Source organism: Spongiactinospora gelatinilytica (assembly GCF_003236385.1).
GTDB lineage: Bacteria > Actinomycetota > Actinomycetes > Streptosporangiales > Streptosporangiaceae > Spongiactinospora > Spongiactinospora gelatinilytica.
In genome coordinates, this window is the sequence record NZ_POUA01000012.1 from 1 (window position 1) to 15,265 (window position 15,265).

General features: G+C 70.7%; 20 protein-coding genes. 10 read left to right on the forward strand and 10 right to left on the reverse strand.

The genetic code is table 11. The features are described from left to right. Both C1I98_RS02855 and C1I98_RS02860 read left to right on the forward strand, forming a co-directional pair. The coding region (locus tag C1I98_RS02855) for a sensor histidine kinase (protein ID WP_199536682.1) at positions 1-1,098 on the forward strand (1,098 nt) is incomplete at its 5' end. Beyond that, a complete protein-coding gene (locus tag C1I98_RS02860) occupies positions 1,089-1,733 on the forward strand; it encodes a response regulator (protein WP_111165486.1) in 645 nt (214 codons plus the stop codon). The genes C1I98_RS02855 and C1I98_RS02860, both read left to right, overlap by 10 nt. Positions 1,734-1,741: 8 nt before the next feature. Here C1I98_RS02860 and C1I98_RS02865 read toward each other — a convergent pair whose 3' ends face one another. Both C1I98_RS02865 and C1I98_RS02870 read right to left on the reverse strand, forming a co-directional pair. Next, on the reverse strand, positions 1,742-2,254 hold the full coding sequence (locus tag C1I98_RS02865) for a class I SAM-dependent DNA methyltransferase (protein WP_158557885.1): 513 nt from the start codon (positions 2,252-2,254) through the stop codon (positions 1,742-1,744). 65 nt (positions 2,255-2,319) lie between these two features. Further along, entirely contained in the window at positions 2,320-3,534 is a 1,215-nt protein-coding gene (locus C1I98_RS02870) for an isochorismate synthase (protein WP_111165488.1), read from the reverse strand. Between the two features lie 225 nt (positions 3,535-3,759). Between C1I98_RS02870 and C1I98_RS02875 the strand changes: the two genes are divergently transcribed. After that, complete coding sequence (locus C1I98_RS02875; protein ID WP_111165489.1) at positions 3,760-4,638, forward strand: SGNH/GDSL hydrolase family protein; 879 nt, start codon at positions 3,760-3,762, stop codon at positions 4,636-4,638. A 36-nt stretch (positions 4,639-4,674) separates the two neighbouring features. On the opposite strand, the gene C1I98_RS02880 is transcribed toward C1I98_RS02875, so the two are convergent. Beyond that, positions 4,675-4,857, reverse strand: coding sequence for a hypothetical protein (locus C1I98_RS02880; protein WP_111165490.1), 183 nt, complete (start codon positions 4,855-4,857; stop codon positions 4,675-4,677). A gap of 75 nt (positions 4,858-4,932) precedes the next feature. Further along, entirely contained in the window at positions 4,933-5,265 is a 333-nt protein-coding gene (locus tag C1I98_RS02885; RefSeq protein ID WP_111165491.1) for a hypothetical protein, read from the reverse strand. Between the two features lie 368 nt (positions 5,266-5,633). Between C1I98_RS02885 and C1I98_RS02890 the strand changes: the two genes are divergently transcribed. Further along, a complete protein-coding gene (locus C1I98_RS02890; RefSeq protein ID WP_111165492.1) occupies positions 5,634-5,834 on the forward strand; it encodes a hypothetical protein in 201 nt (66 codons plus the stop codon). Positions 5,835-6,775: 941 nt separating this feature from the next. Here C1I98_RS02890 and C1I98_RS02895 read toward each other — a convergent pair. Next, a complete protein-coding gene (locus C1I98_RS02895; RefSeq protein ID WP_111165493.1) occupies positions 6,776-7,210 on the reverse strand; it encodes a helix-turn-helix domain-containing protein in 435 nt (144 codons plus the stop codon). Positions 7,211-7,542: 332 nt separating this feature from the next. Between C1I98_RS02895 and C1I98_RS02900 the strand changes: the two genes are divergently transcribed. From C1I98_RS02900 to C1I98_RS02915, 4 genes are read left to right on the forward strand one after another with little or no spacing between them, the layout of a single operon-like run. Then, positions 7,543-8,034 carry a hypothetical protein gene (locus C1I98_RS02900; protein ID WP_111165494.1) on the forward strand — a complete coding sequence of 164 codons (492 nt, stop codon included), beginning with the start codon at positions 7,543-7,545 and terminating at the stop codon, positions 8,032-8,034. 5 nt (positions 8,035-8,039) lie between these two features. Next, positions 8,040-8,291 (forward strand): WhiB family transcriptional regulator, encoded by a 252-nt coding sequence (locus C1I98_RS02905; RefSeq protein ID WP_111165495.1) that lies wholly within the window; start codon positions 8,040-8,042, stop codon positions 8,289-8,291. Next, entirely contained in the window at positions 8,288-9,118 is an 831-nt protein-coding gene (locus C1I98_RS02910) for a hypothetical protein (protein ID WP_111165496.1), read from the forward strand. The genes C1I98_RS02905 and C1I98_RS02910 overlap by 4 nt, the downstream gene beginning before the upstream one ends. A 42-nt stretch (positions 9,119-9,160) precedes the next feature. After that, on the forward strand, positions 9,161-9,913 hold the full coding sequence (locus C1I98_RS02915; protein WP_199536683.1) for a recombinase family protein: 753 nt from the start codon (positions 9,161-9,163) through the stop codon (positions 9,911-9,913). Between the two features lie 58 nt (positions 9,914-9,971). Here C1I98_RS02915 and C1I98_RS02920 read toward each other — a convergent pair whose 3' ends face one another. The 4 genes from C1I98_RS02920 to C1I98_RS02935 form a co-directional block, all read right to left on the reverse strand. Further along, positions 9,972-10,454, reverse strand: a complete 483-nt coding sequence (locus C1I98_RS02920) for a hypothetical protein (protein WP_199536684.1) — start codon at positions 10,452-10,454, stop codon at positions 9,972-9,974. Positions 10,455-10,630: 176 nt separating this feature from the next. Further along, positions 10,631-11,632 (reverse strand): cytochrome c oxidase assembly protein, encoded by a 1,002-nt coding sequence (locus tag C1I98_RS02925; RefSeq protein WP_111165499.1) that lies wholly within the window; start codon positions 11,630-11,632, stop codon positions 10,631-10,633. Further along, complete coding sequence (locus tag C1I98_RS02930; protein ID WP_111165500.1) at positions 11,629-12,216, reverse strand: DUF2243 domain-containing protein; 588 nt, start codon at positions 12,214-12,216, stop codon at positions 11,629-11,631. The genes C1I98_RS02925 and C1I98_RS02930 overlap by 4 nt, the downstream gene beginning before the upstream one ends. Before the next feature lie 319 nt (positions 12,217-12,535). Then, on the reverse strand, positions 12,536-12,949 hold the full coding sequence (locus C1I98_RS02935; protein WP_111165529.1) for a Tn3 family transposase: 414 nt from the start codon (positions 12,947-12,949) through the stop codon (positions 12,536-12,538). Positions 12,950-12,973: 24 nt separating this feature from the next. Between C1I98_RS02935 and C1I98_RS02940 the strand changes: the two genes are divergently transcribed. Next, positions 12,974-13,615: a group II intron maturase-specific domain-containing protein gene (locus tag C1I98_RS02940; RefSeq protein WP_199536685.1), complete on the forward strand. Its 642-nt coding sequence runs from the start codon at positions 12,974-12,976 to the stop codon at positions 13,613-13,615. A 477-nt stretch (positions 13,616-14,092) separates the two neighbouring features. Here C1I98_RS02940 and C1I98_RS02945 read toward each other — a convergent pair whose 3' ends face one another. Next, a complete protein-coding gene (locus C1I98_RS02945) occupies positions 14,093-14,407 on the reverse strand; it encodes a hypothetical protein (RefSeq protein ID WP_111165501.1) in 315 nt (104 codons plus the stop codon). A gap of 512 nt (positions 14,408-14,919) precedes the next feature. Here C1I98_RS02945 and C1I98_RS41115 point away from each other — a divergent pair. Then, a complete protein-coding gene (locus C1I98_RS41115; RefSeq protein WP_158557886.1) occupies positions 14,920-15,057 on the forward strand; it encodes a hypothetical protein in 138 nt (45 codons plus the stop codon). The last annotated feature ends 208 nt before the right edge of the window (positions 15,058-15,265 follow it).

Genomic DNA, 15,265 nt, shown 5'->3' on the forward strand with positions numbered 1-15,265 from the left:
GTGACCGCCTGGGCGGGGTTCGGCTTCCTGATGGGGGCCGGGCTCGCCATGGCGGTGGTCTCGCCATGGCCGCGGGGCCGCGCCGCCGCGCTGGGCCGCGTCCACGCCGGGGCGCGGCGGCTGGCCGAAACCGAGCGGCGGCGGTTGATGCGGTTCTTCGGCGCCGACCTGGCCGGTGACTACTCCGGCGCGCGGGCGCTGCGCTACCTGGGGGCCCGCGGCGCGGTGGGGATCTTGGGGCACGGCGTGCTGCTGTTGCTGGCGCTGGGGCTGACCTCGGTCATCACCATGCTGCTCGCCTGGGCGACGGGGTTTCCGTGGGCCCTGATCGAAGACGGTGGGAGGGTGACCTCGGCGACCATCTTGTTCGCAGCCGTACCGGGGGTGCTGTTGTTCTACCTCAACCTGGCCGGCATCGCCGGCATCGCCGCCCTGGAGCGCCGGGTGGCCGCCCGCTACCTGGGGCCCTCCACCACCGAGCTGCTGCGCCAGCGCATCACCGAGCTGGCCACCAGCAGGGCGGGCATCGTGCAGGCGGTCGACCAGGAGCGCCGCCGCATCGAGCGCGACCTGCACGACGGCGTGCAGCAGCGGCTGGTCGCGCTCGGCATGCTGCTGGGCCGGGCGCGCCGCCAGGGCGACAGCGAGCTGCTGACCCAGGCGCACGAGGAGTCCCAGGAGGCGCTGCGCGACCTGCGGGAGGTCGCCTGGCGGGTCTACCCGGCCGGGCTGGACGCGGTGGGGCTGCGCGACGCGCTGGCCGCCGTCGCCGAGCGCTCGGCCGTACCGGTGTCCATCGACTACGCCCCGCCGGCCGCGCTGCCCGCGGCGGTGGAGACCGCGGTCTACTTCGTGGTGTGCGAGGCGGTGACCAACGCGGCCAAGCACGCGCGGGCCCGGCGCATCGCCGTGCGGGTCGCCCCCCGCGGTCCGGCCGTCGAGGTCACCGTCCACGACGACGGCGTGGGCGGGGCCGACCCCTACGGCGGCGGGCTTTCCGGCCTGTCGCGCCGGGTGGCCGCGCTGGACGGCACGTTCGCCGTGCGCAGCCCGCTCGGCGGCCCCACCGTGATCACCGCGGGGCTGCCATGCGAGTGATCCTGGCCGAAGATTCCACGCTGCTGCGCGAGGGGCTGGTGCGGCTGCTGGCCGAGGAGGGCCACGACGTCACGGCCGCGGTCGGCGACGCGGTGGCGCTGCTGGCCGCCGTCGAGCGCGACCCCGCCGACATCGTGGTCGTCGATGTGCGGATGCCGCCCACCCACACCGACGAGGGTCTGCGCGCGGCCCTGGAGATCCGCCGCCGGTGGCCCAAGACGTCGGTGCTGGTGCTGTCGCAGTACGTCGAAAAGCGTTACGCCTCGGAGCTGCTGTCGGCCGAGGGCGGCGGCGTGGGCTACCTGCTGAAGGATCGGGTCATGCAGGTGGGGGAGTTCTTGTCGGCGCTGGAACGCGTCGCCGCCGGCGGGGCGGCCTTCGACCCTGAGGTGGTCCGCCAGCTGCTGGCCCGCACCACCCGTACCGACCCGCTGGCCAGGCTGACCGCCCGCGAACGCGAGGTGCTGTCCCTGATGGCCGAAGGCTACGCCAACCCCGCCGTCGCCGAGCGGCTGCACGTCTCACAGAGCGCGGTGGAGAAACACGTCAACGCCATCTTCGACAAACTGGACATCCACCCCTCTAGCGGCTTCAACCGCCGCGTCCTCGCCGTCCTGCGCTTCCTCGAGTCCTGACCTTGACCTCAGTGGGTCAGCGCCAGCGCGCACACCACCACGTCGAAGCCCGCCGGCTCGGCCGGCAGGGCATGCAGGTCGGCCTGGTGGAAGACGACGTCCGGCAGCTTGGCCCGGGCCAGGGCGAGCATTTCCGCCGAGGAGTCCACGCCGACCACCTCATGCCCCAGCCCGGCCGGGAACGCGGTGTGCCTGCCGGTGCCGCACGCCACGTCCAAGGCGCGCCCCGCCGCCGGCAGCGCGGTGAGGATGCGCCGCACCAGCGGTTCCTCCACCGCGATGAGCGGGTTGTCCTCGGCGTCGTACCGCTCGGCCCACTGGGCGTACCCCTCCGTGGTCGTGGCGTGGCCGACGACGGTCCCCGCATCTGGCGCCAGATCACGGTCGGCGAGCAGATCGCGGATCTCGGCGATCCGCCGCGCCACGAACTCCCCGTCCCCGAGGTCACCGGCCTGTGCCCGCAGCAGTGCCACGCCTTCGAGCGCCAGCAGCCAGGCCAGCGGATGCGCATAGGTGGGCATGCCGGGCATGCTAGCCCGCGACGGGCGCTGACGGCGGGCTCATCGGCCGGGGCGCTCCCGAGGGGTCAGCGGCCCTCCAGGGCGTCCTGCATGACGCGCAGTTTGCTCTGGGCCTCGGCGAGTTCGGCCGCGGGGTCGGAGTCGGCCATGATGCCGCACCCGGCGAACAGCCGCACGTGGGAGCCCTCGATCGAGCCGCAGCGCAGCGCGATGCCCCATTCGCCGTCGCCGCGGGCGTCGATCCAGCCCACCGGGCCGGAGTAGCGGCCGCGGTCCATGCCCTCAAGGCGGCCGATCAGCTCCACGGCGCGGCCGGTGGGGGTGCCGCCCACCGCGGCCGTGGGGTGCATGGCGGCCACCACGTCGAGCACCGAGGCGCTTTCGGACAGCCGGCCGCTGACCGGGCTGGCCAGGTGCTGGACGTTGGAGAGCTTGAGCAGCTCCGGCGCGGCGGGCACGGTCAGGTCCTTGCACAGGGGCGCCAGTGCGTCGCGTACCGAATCGACCGCGCAGGCGTGTTCGTGGCGGTCCTTGCCGGAGGACAGCAGGGCCGTGCCCCGGGCGGCGTCCTCCGCGGGGGTGGCGGCGCGGGCCGTGGTACCGGCCAGTACCAGCGACTCGACGGCCTCCCCCGTGCGGCGGACCAGCAGCTCGGGCGTGGCACCGACCAGCCCGGCGCAGGAGAAGGTGTAGCAGGCCGGGTAGCGGCGGGTCAGCCGGGACAGCAGCGCGCGAAGGTCGATCGGGCGTTCGGCGACGGCGTCGAGGTCGCGGGCGAGCACGACCTTCTTCAGGTCGCCCCGCCGGATGCGTTCCACCGCCAGGGAGACGGCGTGCTGCCATTGGGGCGCGCTCAGGCTGCCGTCGCCGTAACGGACCGGGCCCGTTGGGGCGGTGGCCGGCTGCGGCGCGGCGGGCGCGAGCGTCGCGGGCACCCGGCCGATGGTGGTGAGCCAGGCCCGCCCGCCGCGGCGGGCCAGTACCGCCGCCGGTACGGCCAGCACCGAGCCGGGCGATGCCGGATCGAAGGTGAAGGACCCGAAGGCGACGGGCCCCGAGCCGGGCACCCGCACCTGGTCATCGATGTCGGCCTCGCCCAGGGTCTGGGCCAGCCAGTCGCGGGCCCAGGCGAACCGGCCTGGACCGGGCGGAACGGTGACGCGGGCGGCCTCGCCCCACGCGACCATGCCCTCGCCGTGCCGGACCCAGGCGTAGGAGGCCGGGCCTCGCAGATGAGCCAGCAGGTCGCCGGGATCGGCGACGGCGACGGTGCGAACCATTAAAGGACGGGTCAACCCGAGCGCGACACTCACTCCACCCACTTTAGGCGGGAACTTGAACGTGTTCGACGGCACCCCTGTTTTCCGTGGATGGCGGGCGTGTCCACGCAGCGTCGCGCCGAGACGCCGGCGAGTGCCGGAAACTCGCCTGTGACGCTACGTGACTGATCCGCTTCGCAGTGGTACACCCGAGTGGGGAAAATGCGATCGTAGTGCGGAGGTGTCATGGTGCGCATGCCGGTGGCCGTGCTGGCCGGCGCGGTCCTGCTCTGCCCGGCCATCGGGTTCGGCGGCCCGGCGCGGGCCGAGGCCGGGCGGGCCGGTGTGTGGCGGCCGGGTTCGGTCGTCGCGCTCGGCGATTCCATCAGCGCCGGCTTCAACGCCTGCGGGTGGTTCACCTCGTGCGTGTCACGGTCCTGGTCGGCCGGCGACCACGCCGCGGTGGACAGCCACTATCTGCGGCTGCGCCGCGACCATGCGGGCATCGCCGGGCACAACGTCAATCTGGCGGTGCCGGGCACGGTCAGCGCCGAACTGGCCGCGCAGGCCCGCCAGGCCGTCCGGCGCGGCGCCGACTATGTGACGATCCTGGTCGGCGCGCAGGACGCGTGCGTGCGGACCGAGCGGCAGATGACCCCGGTGGCCGACTTCGCCGCCAACATCGAGACCGCCCTCGGCGTGCTGCGCGACGGGCTGCCGCAGGCGCGGGTGTTCATCGCCAGTATCCCCGACGTGCAGCGGCTGTGGCGGGTCGGCAAGGACAACGCGTTCGCCCGCACGTTCTGGTCGGTGGGCAGGCTGTGCCAGTCGATGCTGGCCCGGCCCACATCCATGGCCAAGTCCGACCGCGAACGCCGAGACCGCGTCCGCGCCCGCGTGATGGCCTTCAACGAGACCCTGGCCCGCGCCTGCGACGCCTACGGCCCGGCCTGCCGCCACGACGGGGGAGCGGTCTTCTCTTATCCCTTCACGCTTTCCCATGTCAGCAAATGGGACTATTTCCATCCCAATACCGAGGGCCAGCGAATAATCGCCGAGCGCACCGCCTCTGTACTGCGCGGATGGGACCTGCCGGCCCCGCTGCCCGCTGAGCGAGCACGTTGATCACAGGCCCGTTGGAAACAAAAGGGAAACATCTCGTCACTCCGCCAGTCGTATGGCCGGTAGCCCGGCCTCGCGCGCCATCACCTTGAACCCTCTGCTCAGCGAGTCCGGGGACAGCGGCTTCCCCTCCTCGTCGGCGAAGACGAACCCACGATCCTCGAACGGTGAGGCCGAGGCGAGACGACGGCGTCGCTGTTCCGCCCGCCATGTGATCAGCATCCGCTCGGTCTCGGGGTCACGGCTCAGCCACCGCGCGCCGGCCGGGCGGTCTGGTCGGTGGCCGCGATGTCGATATCAAGGGCGAGTTTCTGCGGACGTCATCGACGCTGGGGAGGGGGCGCCGCGTTTTAGTGTGAATATCAAGTCGGCGATCTTACGGCGCATCGTCGAGTCGTCGCGGGCGAGCTTGATGAGGTCTTTGACGTGGTCGAAGGCTTCTTCGGCCTTCTTCTGGGTGTCGAAGGCTGCTCGGCGCAACCGGCGGTTGCCCTTGTTGGTCGTGTCGATGCGGGTGACGAATCCGTGGCTGCCGTGGCGTCGTTTGCTGAGCTGGGGGCAGGAATAGTCGAGCGGCTTTCCGGTGGTGGCGTCTTTGCAGCCGCAGCGATTGAAGAGGGAGGCTTTCATATGGGTCCTTGGGGGTGTGGCTTCCGGCCGGTACGGCGGCGGGTGCTTTGGGCGTTGTGGTGTGGTGTGGTGTGAACGTTCGGCTGCTTCCGGTTTGGTGTATTTGCGCGATCAGGGGCGGCGGGTCTCGCACACGGATTCGATCCACGACGGCACCCTAACGCAGCGGTTGTTCGCGGGCGTTGGGTGCGCTTAATATTGCTGTGCTGCGAAGCATAAAGATCATTGTGGCCGAGCAACGACGCCGGGCACCCTCCCGCCGCAAAGGGCATCCGGTCATGGCCAAAATCACGCCGATATCAGGCAAATCATCCAGATTGGAAGAGGGAGCGCGGCCCCGGCCGTCCGCCGACGATCGGCTCCTCGTCATGGACGAGATCGCCGCCCGCACCCGCCTCTCCCACGGCTCCCTCCGCTACCGCCGCTGGAAGAGGGACGCCACATCCCCACCCCTCTGGCGGAACGGCCGGGGCCTGGTCGCCTGGGCCAGCGAACGCGACGAATGGCTCGCCGCCGAACGCGCCCGCGACGAAGCCCACCACAATCCGCCTGACCCCATCCCCGCATGAACACTGACGGCGCCCCGCCGGTCCCTCGCCACCCAGGACCGGCGGGGCGCCGCCGTATCTACAGGCACACCTCCACATCCACCGGATGCAGATCCACATCCACCTCCAGCAGATGGCACTCCCGCCTGGGCCGCGGACCGGCGCTCGGCTCCGCATCAGGCGGCGCGCCCGTTGGCCGGGCGGTCGGCGGACGCTCACGCGGGGCCGGCCGCGACGCCGACGGCCTCGGGGGCCGCTGGGAGGCCGACGGCGCCGCAGAAGGCGGCGCGTTCGGCTTGGGGTGGGACGGCCGCGGCCCCTCGCCGCTCGGCGCATCGTCCGGCTCTGCCTTCGGGTCGGCTTGCCTGCTCGTCGGCGATGGCCGCGGTCGGGGCGTGGGCCCACGGGAGGCGCCCGGCTTCGACGGCGACGCTAGCGCGGCCATGGCGGACGGCACTGTGTGGGTCGCACGCCGCGCCGGTGTCCTGGACTCCTGTGACGGCTGAGCGGTCAACGGCGGCCCGGTGCGCATGGCCGCCGGTGGTGGCCCGGGCGGCTGAGCGGTGTCGGGTCGCGTCCAGCTCGCCAGCGCGAGGGCGAAAGGGCGTGGCACAGCCTCAGGGGGACGGAGCGGAGTGCGATCGAGGCGTCAAGGGCCTGCTCCAGGGCGCTGATCTCGGATCGTGATCGCCGTGTCTCGGCCGGGTCGCTCAGGGAGATCGGGCGAGTTGAAGCTCGTCGAGGCGTCGGCGTGTGGACGTGACAAGGTCGTGGATGTTGGGGGCATCGCGGGGCAAATGGGCACCCCCGTTGCGGTGCTGATCGGTGGCCTGTTTACGACCTGTTCACCTTTGTCCCATCGGTGCCGGGAAACACCCGATATTGCAAGCTGTGATGTAACGGTGACTCTAGGTGCTTTGCGGGCGCTGGGTGGCCTTTTGAGAGGTCTGCGCCTGAGCGGGTCAGCGGTAGCCGTCGGCGCTCTGCCGCAGAGCGCGATACATCTGCACCAGCGCCAGGCGCTGCTCTTCGGTGAGCCCCGGGTCGGGGGTGTCCCACAGGTATTGCAGGACCGGGTCGGTGTAGCGGGGCGGGTCGGTTTCGGCGGGCGGGAGGGGGCCATGGTGCGCGCGGACGGGCAGTTCGTCGGGGGCGGCCACGCCGGCGGCGACGAGCATCTCCCCGAGCGGCAGGCCGAGGGCCTGGCCGAGGCGGCGTAGCGGCTCGATCTCCAGGCCGCGCTCCTCGTTGAGGACCCGGCTGATCACTGAGGGGTGGATGCCGGCTTCCCGGGCGATGCGGGATTGGCCGCCGCGGGCGAGGTCATAGCCGCGGCGGGTCAGTTCGTCGCGCAGCCAGACCCCGAGGGGTCCGGGGCCGGACGGTGCGTTGCCCACGGGCAACAAGGATACGCGGATGGCGTTGCCCGCTGGCAACCGCCGATGGCGGCCACTTTGTGACGATTCGAGATTTTGCACGTCACTGCCCGTGCTCTTCAGCAAAGTTTCTCGCTGGACGGTGTTGCCGCGCGGCACAGACTAAGAGCTTGATCGACTTTCTGTTCAAGGTCGAAGTCGAGGACGAAAGCGACGACGAGGAAACCGACGACGCGGTACCGGCCGCATGAGCCGGGCCACCCGAAGCGCCCGCGCCCGCCCCCTACACCGCCGCCCTGCGCGAGGTCCTGCAGTGGGACCAGATCCGCCAGGGCCAACACGACGGCGTCGCGGTGCTACGCCGCGCCCGGGCCGAGGCGCGCCGGCTCATCACCTGGGCCCGCGACAAGGCCGACGCCCTGCCGTACGGACGCGGCCTCACGCCGGTATGGGCCACTACGGCCCATACCCCCAGCCCCCTGGCGCGCGCCGAGGATCCCAAGCGCCGCCGCGACGCGCTCTGCGAGTACCACGCCATCACCGATGGCCACGCGGAGCTGACCTCCGCGCCCTGGTACCCCGCCATCGCCGGGGACGTACTGCACATCCACTACGAGGCCAGCGGGCAGATGTCGGCCTTCGGTGAGACGTACGTCATCGAACACTCCGACAAGGAAGACGGCCTGGTCCTGCGCCTGCTCGCCCACACCTCCCAGGATCCGGATGCCGTGGGGTTCTACGCCCCCGGCATGGTCGGCGACCCGCTGATGGAGCCCTGGATGGAGTCCGGCCCCGCGTCGCTGACGCTCGTCCGCGACGGACGCGTCATTCACCCAGGGCGGTGAGAGCCATGCCTGAGTGGATGGGGCGCGCCGCCTGCCGCGACACCGACCCCGAGCTGTTCTTCCCGATCGGCACCACCGGCCCCGCAGCAGCACAGATCGACGACGCCAAGACCATCTGCCGCTCCTGCCCCGTCGCCGAGCCGTGCCGCGACCACGCCCACGCCATCGGCACCCGCGACGGCATCTGGGGCGGCCTCACCGAAACCGAACGCGCCAACCTGCGCCGCAGACTCCAGAGAGCGAGACACCGCGCATGACCCGCATCGACCTGCCCACCAGCGACCTGCACCAGCTCCTCTCCCCGGTCCTCCCGCACGCCTCCACCGACGAGCTCAGCCCCGAGCTGGGCGTCGCCCGCCTGGAAGCCCGCAACGGAACCATCCACGCCGTCGCCACCGACCGCCGCACGCTGGCCGCCACCCGCCTGCTCGGCGGTGACGCCGTGCAGGACTTCGCCCTCACCGTCACCCGCGAGGACGCCGCCGGGCTGCTCAAGCTGTTCCCGCACTCCAAGGACTACGACCCCGAGCTGCGCCTGGTCGTCGACGAGGTGCCCGTCACCACCGACGACGGCACCACCTACGCCCTCGGCATCCGCATCGACAGCGAAGACGGCAAACGCAACCTCCGCCGTGGCCCGATCCGCGACCTGGCCAAGTACGTCACCATGCCGGTCCCCCCGGACATGCAGCGCCGTACCTACTGGCGTCTGCTCGCCAGAGGCGACCGCTGGTCGTTGATCCTGCTCACCCAGGGGCGCGAGGGGGAGCCGCCCGAGCCTCACCCGTATCTACCGCAGCCGCGCCTGAATCCGGAGTGGCTGATCAAGATGGGGGACGGCCTGCGCCCGGATGACCTGCTCCACGACCGCATCCGCCGTCACCTCTGGGCGCACGCCCAGCACGAACCCAGCATCGAGGTCCGCGACGCCGCCTCGCGCGCCACCACCGCCGCCATCGGTCCTGGACGAACTCGGCATCGACATCACCAGCCTCACCACCGCCAAGAGGCCCGAAGAACAGGACGACGACGCCCTGTGGCACGACATGGTCGAGATCCTCAACAAAGCCGGGCTCGACCTTGACGACGCCGACATCACAGCCCGCCGCCTCCTCGCTTCACGCTGGTGCCGCAACTGCGGACCGAGCTGGAGGTGCGCACTCCCGCCGAGCGCGAGCCCGGACGCGTCTGGCAGGCGGGCCCGGCTCTGAACGCTGTGGCGCCCGCGGCCGCGGCCAGGCCGACCAGGGTCGGCTATGCCCGGTGCAGCACGGCGCAGCAGGAACTGGACAGCCAGCTCGGCGTCCTGAAGGAGGCGGGCTGCGAACCGGTCTTCGCCGAGAAGATCAGCACCCGCGTCGAGCTTCGGCCGGAGTTCATCCGCGCGATGGACTACGCCCGCACCATCAAGCAGGCCGTCCTGCACCAGCGCGTGATCTTCATGGTGCACGAGATGAAGCGCCTGGGCCGGGGCGCCGCCGAACTGCTCGCCATCGCCGAGGAACTGCGCCGCCACGACATCGAGCTGGAACTGCCGAGTGGGCCGCTGCAGGGCATCTACAGCCCCTCAGGGCCCGGGGCGGCGTTGTTCGCCTTCTTCGCCGGGATGGCCGAGTCCGAACGGGAGTACATCCGGGAGAAGTCCCTCGAAGGCCAAGCATCGGCCCGCGAACGGGGCCGGCACGGCGGCCGTCCGAAGGTGTTCGACGACGACATGATCGCCTACGCCCGGTCGCTGCGCGCCCGGGGCGTGGCGGTGCCGGACATCGCCCGCAAGCTGGTCATCCCCGCGGGTAAGAACAAGGGCCGGCACCCCTCGGTGGCCAGCGTCTACCGCATCCTGGCCGGGAGCGAGACGGTCCTGGCGGCCTCGGGTTGAGGCGGGCTCGCGGGTAAGGCGATGGCTTACCCGGTCAGCAGACCCGTACGGGGCTGGTCTACCTGCTGTAGGCGTCCTTGCGGGGCAGTGGCCCGACGTCGGTGTGGCGACCGGGACGGAGGGCGGCGTGGCGTTGTCCGGGGCCGGGGCCGATGCTTCGCTGGGCGAGGGCGTCGGCGATCGCACCGGTGGTGAAGGCGTAGACGGCCTTGTGCAGGACATCGATGACGAGTTCCTTGCGGGACCAGGTGGAAGGCGGGGCGCCGACGCCGGTGGCGTTTTCGAGGATCTGGTCGTTGGTCAGGCGCACGACGGTGAACTTCGCCGAGGCGACCGGTCCGCGCAGTCCGGCATGGGCCATGACCGAGCGCAGCACGCCGAGGAGGGCGGCTTGGCCGAAGTGCATGGCCCAGTTCACCGGCACAGGCTGCTCGCCGGGACGTTCAGGCAGGCCGGTCAGCCGCTGCAGGACGCGTGCGGGTACATGGGAGTCGGGCCGTTTGGTGATGGCCTGTTCGAGTTTCTCGCCCAGGGTCATCATGATGCCTCCGGCAGTGCCAGCGATCAGTCCCTGCCACAGCGCTTGCTTCATCATGCCGTGGCGGGTACCCGGCGGTGGCATCTTTATCCCTGGTCCGCCGGCCTGTCGCCCCTTCCACGACGCGGCCCACATGTCCTCTCCGACCTACCGCGCATCTACCGAGTTCTACCGCGGGTCTACGGCGCCGTCCGGTGGTCCGTTACCGGTTGTCGAGAGCCTGAACCATGCAGGCCTCCTGAGCTTTGTGCTGCGGGTGTCGGCAGGTGCCCGTGGGTGTCACGCCGGACCGAGCGTGGGCGCCAGGGCCACCCCCCGATGGCCTGTCCAGCGGTGGCTGGTCTGGCGGCATGGCGACGGTGGAGTCGAGCATGGGCGCGGCCGGTCGCGGTGTACCACTGGTACGCCAGCACGGCGGCCAGGGCGAGTTCGACCAGATCGCCGCCGTAGTACATGAGTTGCGCCCCGGCCTGCAGGTCGGCGACGGCGAAGCCGGTGCCCGGCGGCGGAGCGGTGTACAGCGTCTTGGCCAAGATGGCGTGGGCGGCGCCGGCAACCAGCAGCGTCGATCCGCGCAGCCACAGGCTCCAGCGGCGTCGGACAGGGTCGAGCTGGCAGATCGCGGCGGTGAACAGCACTCCGGCGGCCACCACGTGCAGGTGCACGAGCGCGTGCAGCAGGGGCTGGTGGTGGGTGGCGGCCAGCAGCGGCGTGCGGTACAGCGCCCAGAGTCCGCCCATGTCCAGCACCGCCGCGACCGGCGCGAACATCAGCACGGTGGCCGCGCGTGAGTGCGCCACCGTCAGGAGGACGCGCCGCGGCCGCGACGGGCGCAGCACCCGCAGCGCCAGGGTGAGGGGACGGGCGCACACCAGCAGCAGCGGCGCGATCATCCCGGCCAGCAGGTGCTGAGCCATATGCGCGGTGAACGCCCCACCCGGCGGCGGCGCGATCACCGCAGCCGCCAGCGCGGCGCCGCCGATGGCGAAGTAGGCGTCACGCCGGTGGGGCCAGGCGTCCCCGCGACGGCGCAGCCGACCGGCGGCGGCCAGGTAGACCAGCGCTGCCGCCACCGCGGCCCCCACGGCCAGGACCGGCAGCAGTACCGGTAGCAGGGCCGGCAGTTGGTCGGCGCCGCCGCCGGCAGGCCCGGGGCCATGCTCGTGCGGCGGGTGCGTCATCGGCCACCGCCGCCCGGACGCGGTGCCGCCGGACCGGCCGGACCCTCACCTGCGCCACCGGATGCGTCATCGGGTGTGTCATCGGTTGCGCCGCGCGCACCGGCGGAGCCGCCGGTGGCACGGGCCGCCCGCACGGCCAGCACGACGCCGCCGGCCAGCAGCACCAGTCCGGCGCCGTTCCACACCAGGTCGTAGGGCAGCAGATCCGGGACACCGTTACGGATCTGGTGCAAGCGCAGCAGCTTATGATCGACCACGCCGTCGAACAGCTGGAAGCCGCCCAATCCCAGTAGCAACCCCGCCCAGGCGTGCGGCGCCGACAACGCTCGGCGGCGGCGCAGATCCGCCCACATCACGAACCCCGTCACCAGCGCCAGCAATTCGGCGGTATGCAACAGCCCGTCGCTCAGCAGCCCGACCGCCAGGGTGGAGCGATCGAAGAAGTGATGCCAGCCCAGCAGCTGATGGAAAACGATCTCATCGACGGCCGCCATCACCGCCACCCCGATCAACGCCGCAGCGGCAAGCGATCGGCCACGCTCCGCCACGTGCAGCCCGGTCGACCGCTGCGCCGCCTGACTCATGATCGGAATTTCCCTTCGTCAAAACAGCTTCCGGAGCAGAATCCGAATTTCTACCCGCCGCACACGCGATCACACGCTCCGCCGCCCCCGGCCATGACACCCGGTCACGGCAGCGCCGCTCTGGCCTGACCGCCTGATGCCGCCTCACCGGCCACCGCTGCCTCGGCGACGAGCCCGGCAACCACCATCTCCTCTACGTCCTGAGCATCGCGCCGGCGCCCACCGTACCGAGCCCCACGCACCGCGGGGTCCACCACTGCCTGACCCTCACCCAGCTCACCTCCGCGCGGCAGCCTGATCAGGCGCTGGGAAGCGATACTCAGGCGCTGTCGTGGGCGCCGTCGTGGAAGGGACGCAAACCCCCGGCCACATCAGCGCGGGAGAAGGCGTAGCGGCTCAGAAAGTTGATGTGGTCGTACTGCATCGGCGACAGCCGCGCGCACATCTCGTCCGTGACCGGGAAGCCCTGCTCACGCGGGCGCTTGACCGCAGCATCCAGATACAGGCTGTTCCACCAGATGACCGCGTTCAACGCCAGGCCCAGACTGCCCAGCTGATCCTCCAGACCTTCGCGGTAGCGCTGGCGCAGCTGGCCCCGGTTGCCGAAGGCGATCTTCCGGGCCAGGCGGTGGCATACGCGCCCTCCAGCGCGCCGGCGAGCTCGGCCAGATGCCCGGCCGGTTCGACCTCCAGCTCCAGCGAGGTGAGGACATGCGGTCGCGCCTGCCGCCACGCATCCCCGTCAGCGGTCTCGCCCGTGCTGGCCAACCTGTTCCTGCACTACGCCTTCGACATGTGGATGGCGCGGAGGTTTCCGTCCGTGTCGTTCGAGCGCTATGTCGACGATGTGGTGGTGCATTGCCGCAGCGAAGACCAGGCCCGCATGCTGGCCATGGCGATCGGCGAGCGGATGGAGCAGGTCGGGCTGCGGTTACACCCGGACAAGACCCGGATCGTCTACTGCAAGGACGGCCGACGCAAGAGCTCTTTCGAGCACACCGCGTTCGACTTCCCGGGGTTGACCTTCCGGGCACGAGGGGTGCGCGGCAGGAACGGGGCGGTGTTCACCGGTTTCGGCCCGGCGGTCAGCAAGACCGCCATGAAGAAGATGAGCGAACAGGTGCGGTCCTGGCGGCTGCACCGCCGCACCACCGCCTCCGAGCGGGACCTGGCACGGTGGATCAACCCCATCGTGTCAGGCTGGATGAACTACTACGGCCGGTTCTACCGGTCGGAGCTTCATCCACTGCTGCGGCGCATCAACGCCTACCTGGTGCGCTGGATGAGGAAGAAGTACAAGCGGCTAAGGACCTTCAAGAAGGCCCTCGCGGCCTGGGACCGGACCATCCGCCAATACCCGCGCTTCTTCGCGCACTGGCGGTGGGTATCCGGGTTCTGACGGTGAGGTTGAGAAGAGCCCGGTGACGGGAGACCGTCACGTCGGGATCTGTGGGAGCCCGGAGGTGAGACTCCTCCGGGCGACCCGACCTCTATGTCATCAGGTCAACGCGAGACTTGCGATCGTGCTGTGACCAGCAGGCCTCACTCCGGGGATGAAAAAGGCTCAAGGATGCCCGGAGGCCCACTGCCGTCCGGTGAATGAGCACATTCCGGACCATCTTCTGAATCCGAGGTTTCTTCACTCACCCTCCCGCCTGCCCCCGATCCGGCTAGAGTGCCCCGTCGCTACATCCGTAGTCGGACAACTACCAACCGTCGGAATATGGGCTGAATGTGGATATAGCTCAACCAAGACCGCAGCCGCGAGCCGTCCTACGCCCTGTCGTTCGCCTGAGGCAGCACAGCGAAGCGGCCCTACCCCGGGAGGGATGGGGCCGCTCGCCGCCGCAGGGGGAAATCGACTGCGGAGCCGACGTCAGCAGAGCCAGATCCCCGACACGATGAAGGGATAGCTGTTGTGGGTGTACTCGGAGACCTGTCCGGCGGACACGCAGGGGCCTGCTTCGTACCAGGAGCCCATGCCGGAATTGGGGTTGGGATGGGTGACGTAGATGAGAACGCCGTACCGGGCGTAGCCGCTGCAGACCGCCCAGGCGGTGTTGGTGCCCTGGTACCTGCCGACCGAGCAGCCCGGGTCGGAGGCACTTGCCGGAGAGGCCGCGCCGAAGATCGCGGTGACGGCGAGGAGAGCTGTGGCGGACAGGGCCGCGGCGTGCTTTCTGAGGTGCATTGCTGACCTCCAGCATGTTGGCTGGTGCGTGGACGGTGCCCCGAGGGTGGCACACTTTTAAGAAAGCTTCCTTTTAGAAGATAGATGAAGGCCGCACGCCGTCAAGGTCGACAACCGCCCCGCACCCCAGCCCTGAGAGGGTGCGAGCCTCCATCGGCCGGTCCCGTGCCGCAGCCCAGCAGATGGTGGAGCGCGGGCCGGGCACGCCTGCAGACCGGGCATGACGAGAGCCGTCGCTCCTGCGCGCGGAGCGGGGACTTCTGTGTGCCCGGCCGGGGCTACCCTCTATGCGGGGGCCAGTAGGGGTGGGCCCGGCGCCCAGCCGTGGTGCGGCGCCAGGCCCTCTCGGTGGGGGGACAGGGTCCGCTTACGGTCTGCGGTACCGGCCGGCACTGCCGCCACGGGGCGGGGGCTGATCAACCCATCCCTTCGCGTCCCCCGATCGGGAGTTCTGGGGGAAGGCTACCGATGCCGCTTGCCGCCGCACGGCGACACGCCCACGATGGTGCGATATGGGCATCCCCCACTGGCTCACCGCCGTCCCCCGCGCCCTGCTGCGCCACCTGCGCCTGGTGCGCACTCACCCGCTCGCCCTGCACCTGGCGCTGGTCGAGCAGCAGGGGATCTTGGAGAGCCTGCGGGCGGGGTAGGAGATGACGTACCTAGGTGACAGGATTGTGCAGCCGCACCTTAAAACCTGTGTGCGGCAGGGGGGCAGTACAGGTGCCGCCGGGCCTACGCTGGCGTAGGCGGGCCTCCTACCCGGCCAGCCGCGAGCAGTCCCGGTAGGAGGCCCGTCACCCGTTACCGGGTGAGATCGTGATCGTCGACCGAGATTTAGATCAGCCAGCCGATCCA

What these genes read in the sequence shown, in the direction of transcription:
- C1I98_RS02860 (WP_111165486.1), top strand. Translation starts at nt 1,089, where the DNA reads ATGCGAGTGATCCTGGCCGAAGATTCCACGCTGCTGCGCGAGGGGCTG.
- C1I98_RS02865 (WP_158557885.1), bottom strand. Translation starts at nt 2,254, where the DNA reads ATGCCCACCTATGCGCATCCGCTGGCCTGGCTGCTGGCGCTCGAAGGC.
- C1I98_RS02870 (WP_111165488.1), bottom strand. Translation starts at nt 3,534, where the DNA reads ATGGTTCGCACCGTCGCCGTCGCCGATCCCGGCGACCTGCTGGCTCAT.
- C1I98_RS02875 (WP_111165489.1), top strand. Translation starts at nt 3,760, where the DNA reads ATGGTGCGCATGCCGGTGGCCGTGCTGGCCGGCGCGGTCCTGCTCTGC.
- C1I98_RS02880 (WP_111165490.1), bottom strand. Translation starts at nt 4,857, where the DNA reads ATGCTGATCACATGGCGGGCGGAACAGCGACGCCGTCGTCTCGCCTCG.
- C1I98_RS02885 (WP_111165491.1), bottom strand. Translation starts at nt 5,265, where the DNA reads ATGAAAGCCTCCCTCTTCAATCGCTGCGGCTGCAAAGACGCCACCACC.
- C1I98_RS02890 (WP_111165492.1), top strand. Translation starts at nt 5,634, where the DNA reads ATGGACGAGATCGCCGCCCGCACCCGCCTCTCCCACGGCTCCCTCCGC.
- C1I98_RS02905 (WP_111165495.1), top strand. Translation starts at nt 8,040, where the DNA reads ATGCCTGAGTGGATGGGGCGCGCCGCCTGCCGCGACACCGACCCCGAG.
- C1I98_RS02910 (WP_111165496.1), top strand. Translation starts at nt 8,288, where the DNA reads ATGACCCGCATCGACCTGCCCACCAGCGACCTGCACCAGCTCCTCTCC.
- C1I98_RS02920 (WP_199536684.1), bottom strand. Translation starts at nt 10,454, where the DNA reads ATGATGACCCTGGGCGAGAAACTCGAACAGGCCATCACCAAACGGCCC.
- C1I98_RS02925 (WP_111165499.1), bottom strand. Translation starts at nt 11,632, where the DNA reads ATGACGCACCCGCCGCACGAGCATGGCCCCGGGCCTGCCGGCGGCGGC.
- C1I98_RS02930 (WP_111165500.1), bottom strand. Translation starts at nt 12,216, where the DNA reads ATGAGTCAGGCGGCGCAGCGGTCGACCGGGCTGCACGTGGCGGAGCGT.
- C1I98_RS02945 (WP_111165501.1), bottom strand. Translation starts at nt 14,407, where the DNA reads ATGCACCTCAGAAAGCACGCCGCGGCCCTGTCCGCCACAGCTCTCCTC.
- C1I98_RS41115 (WP_158557886.1), top strand. Translation starts at nt 14,920, where the DNA reads ATGGGCATCCCCCACTGGCTCACCGCCGTCCCCCGCGCCCTGCTGCGC.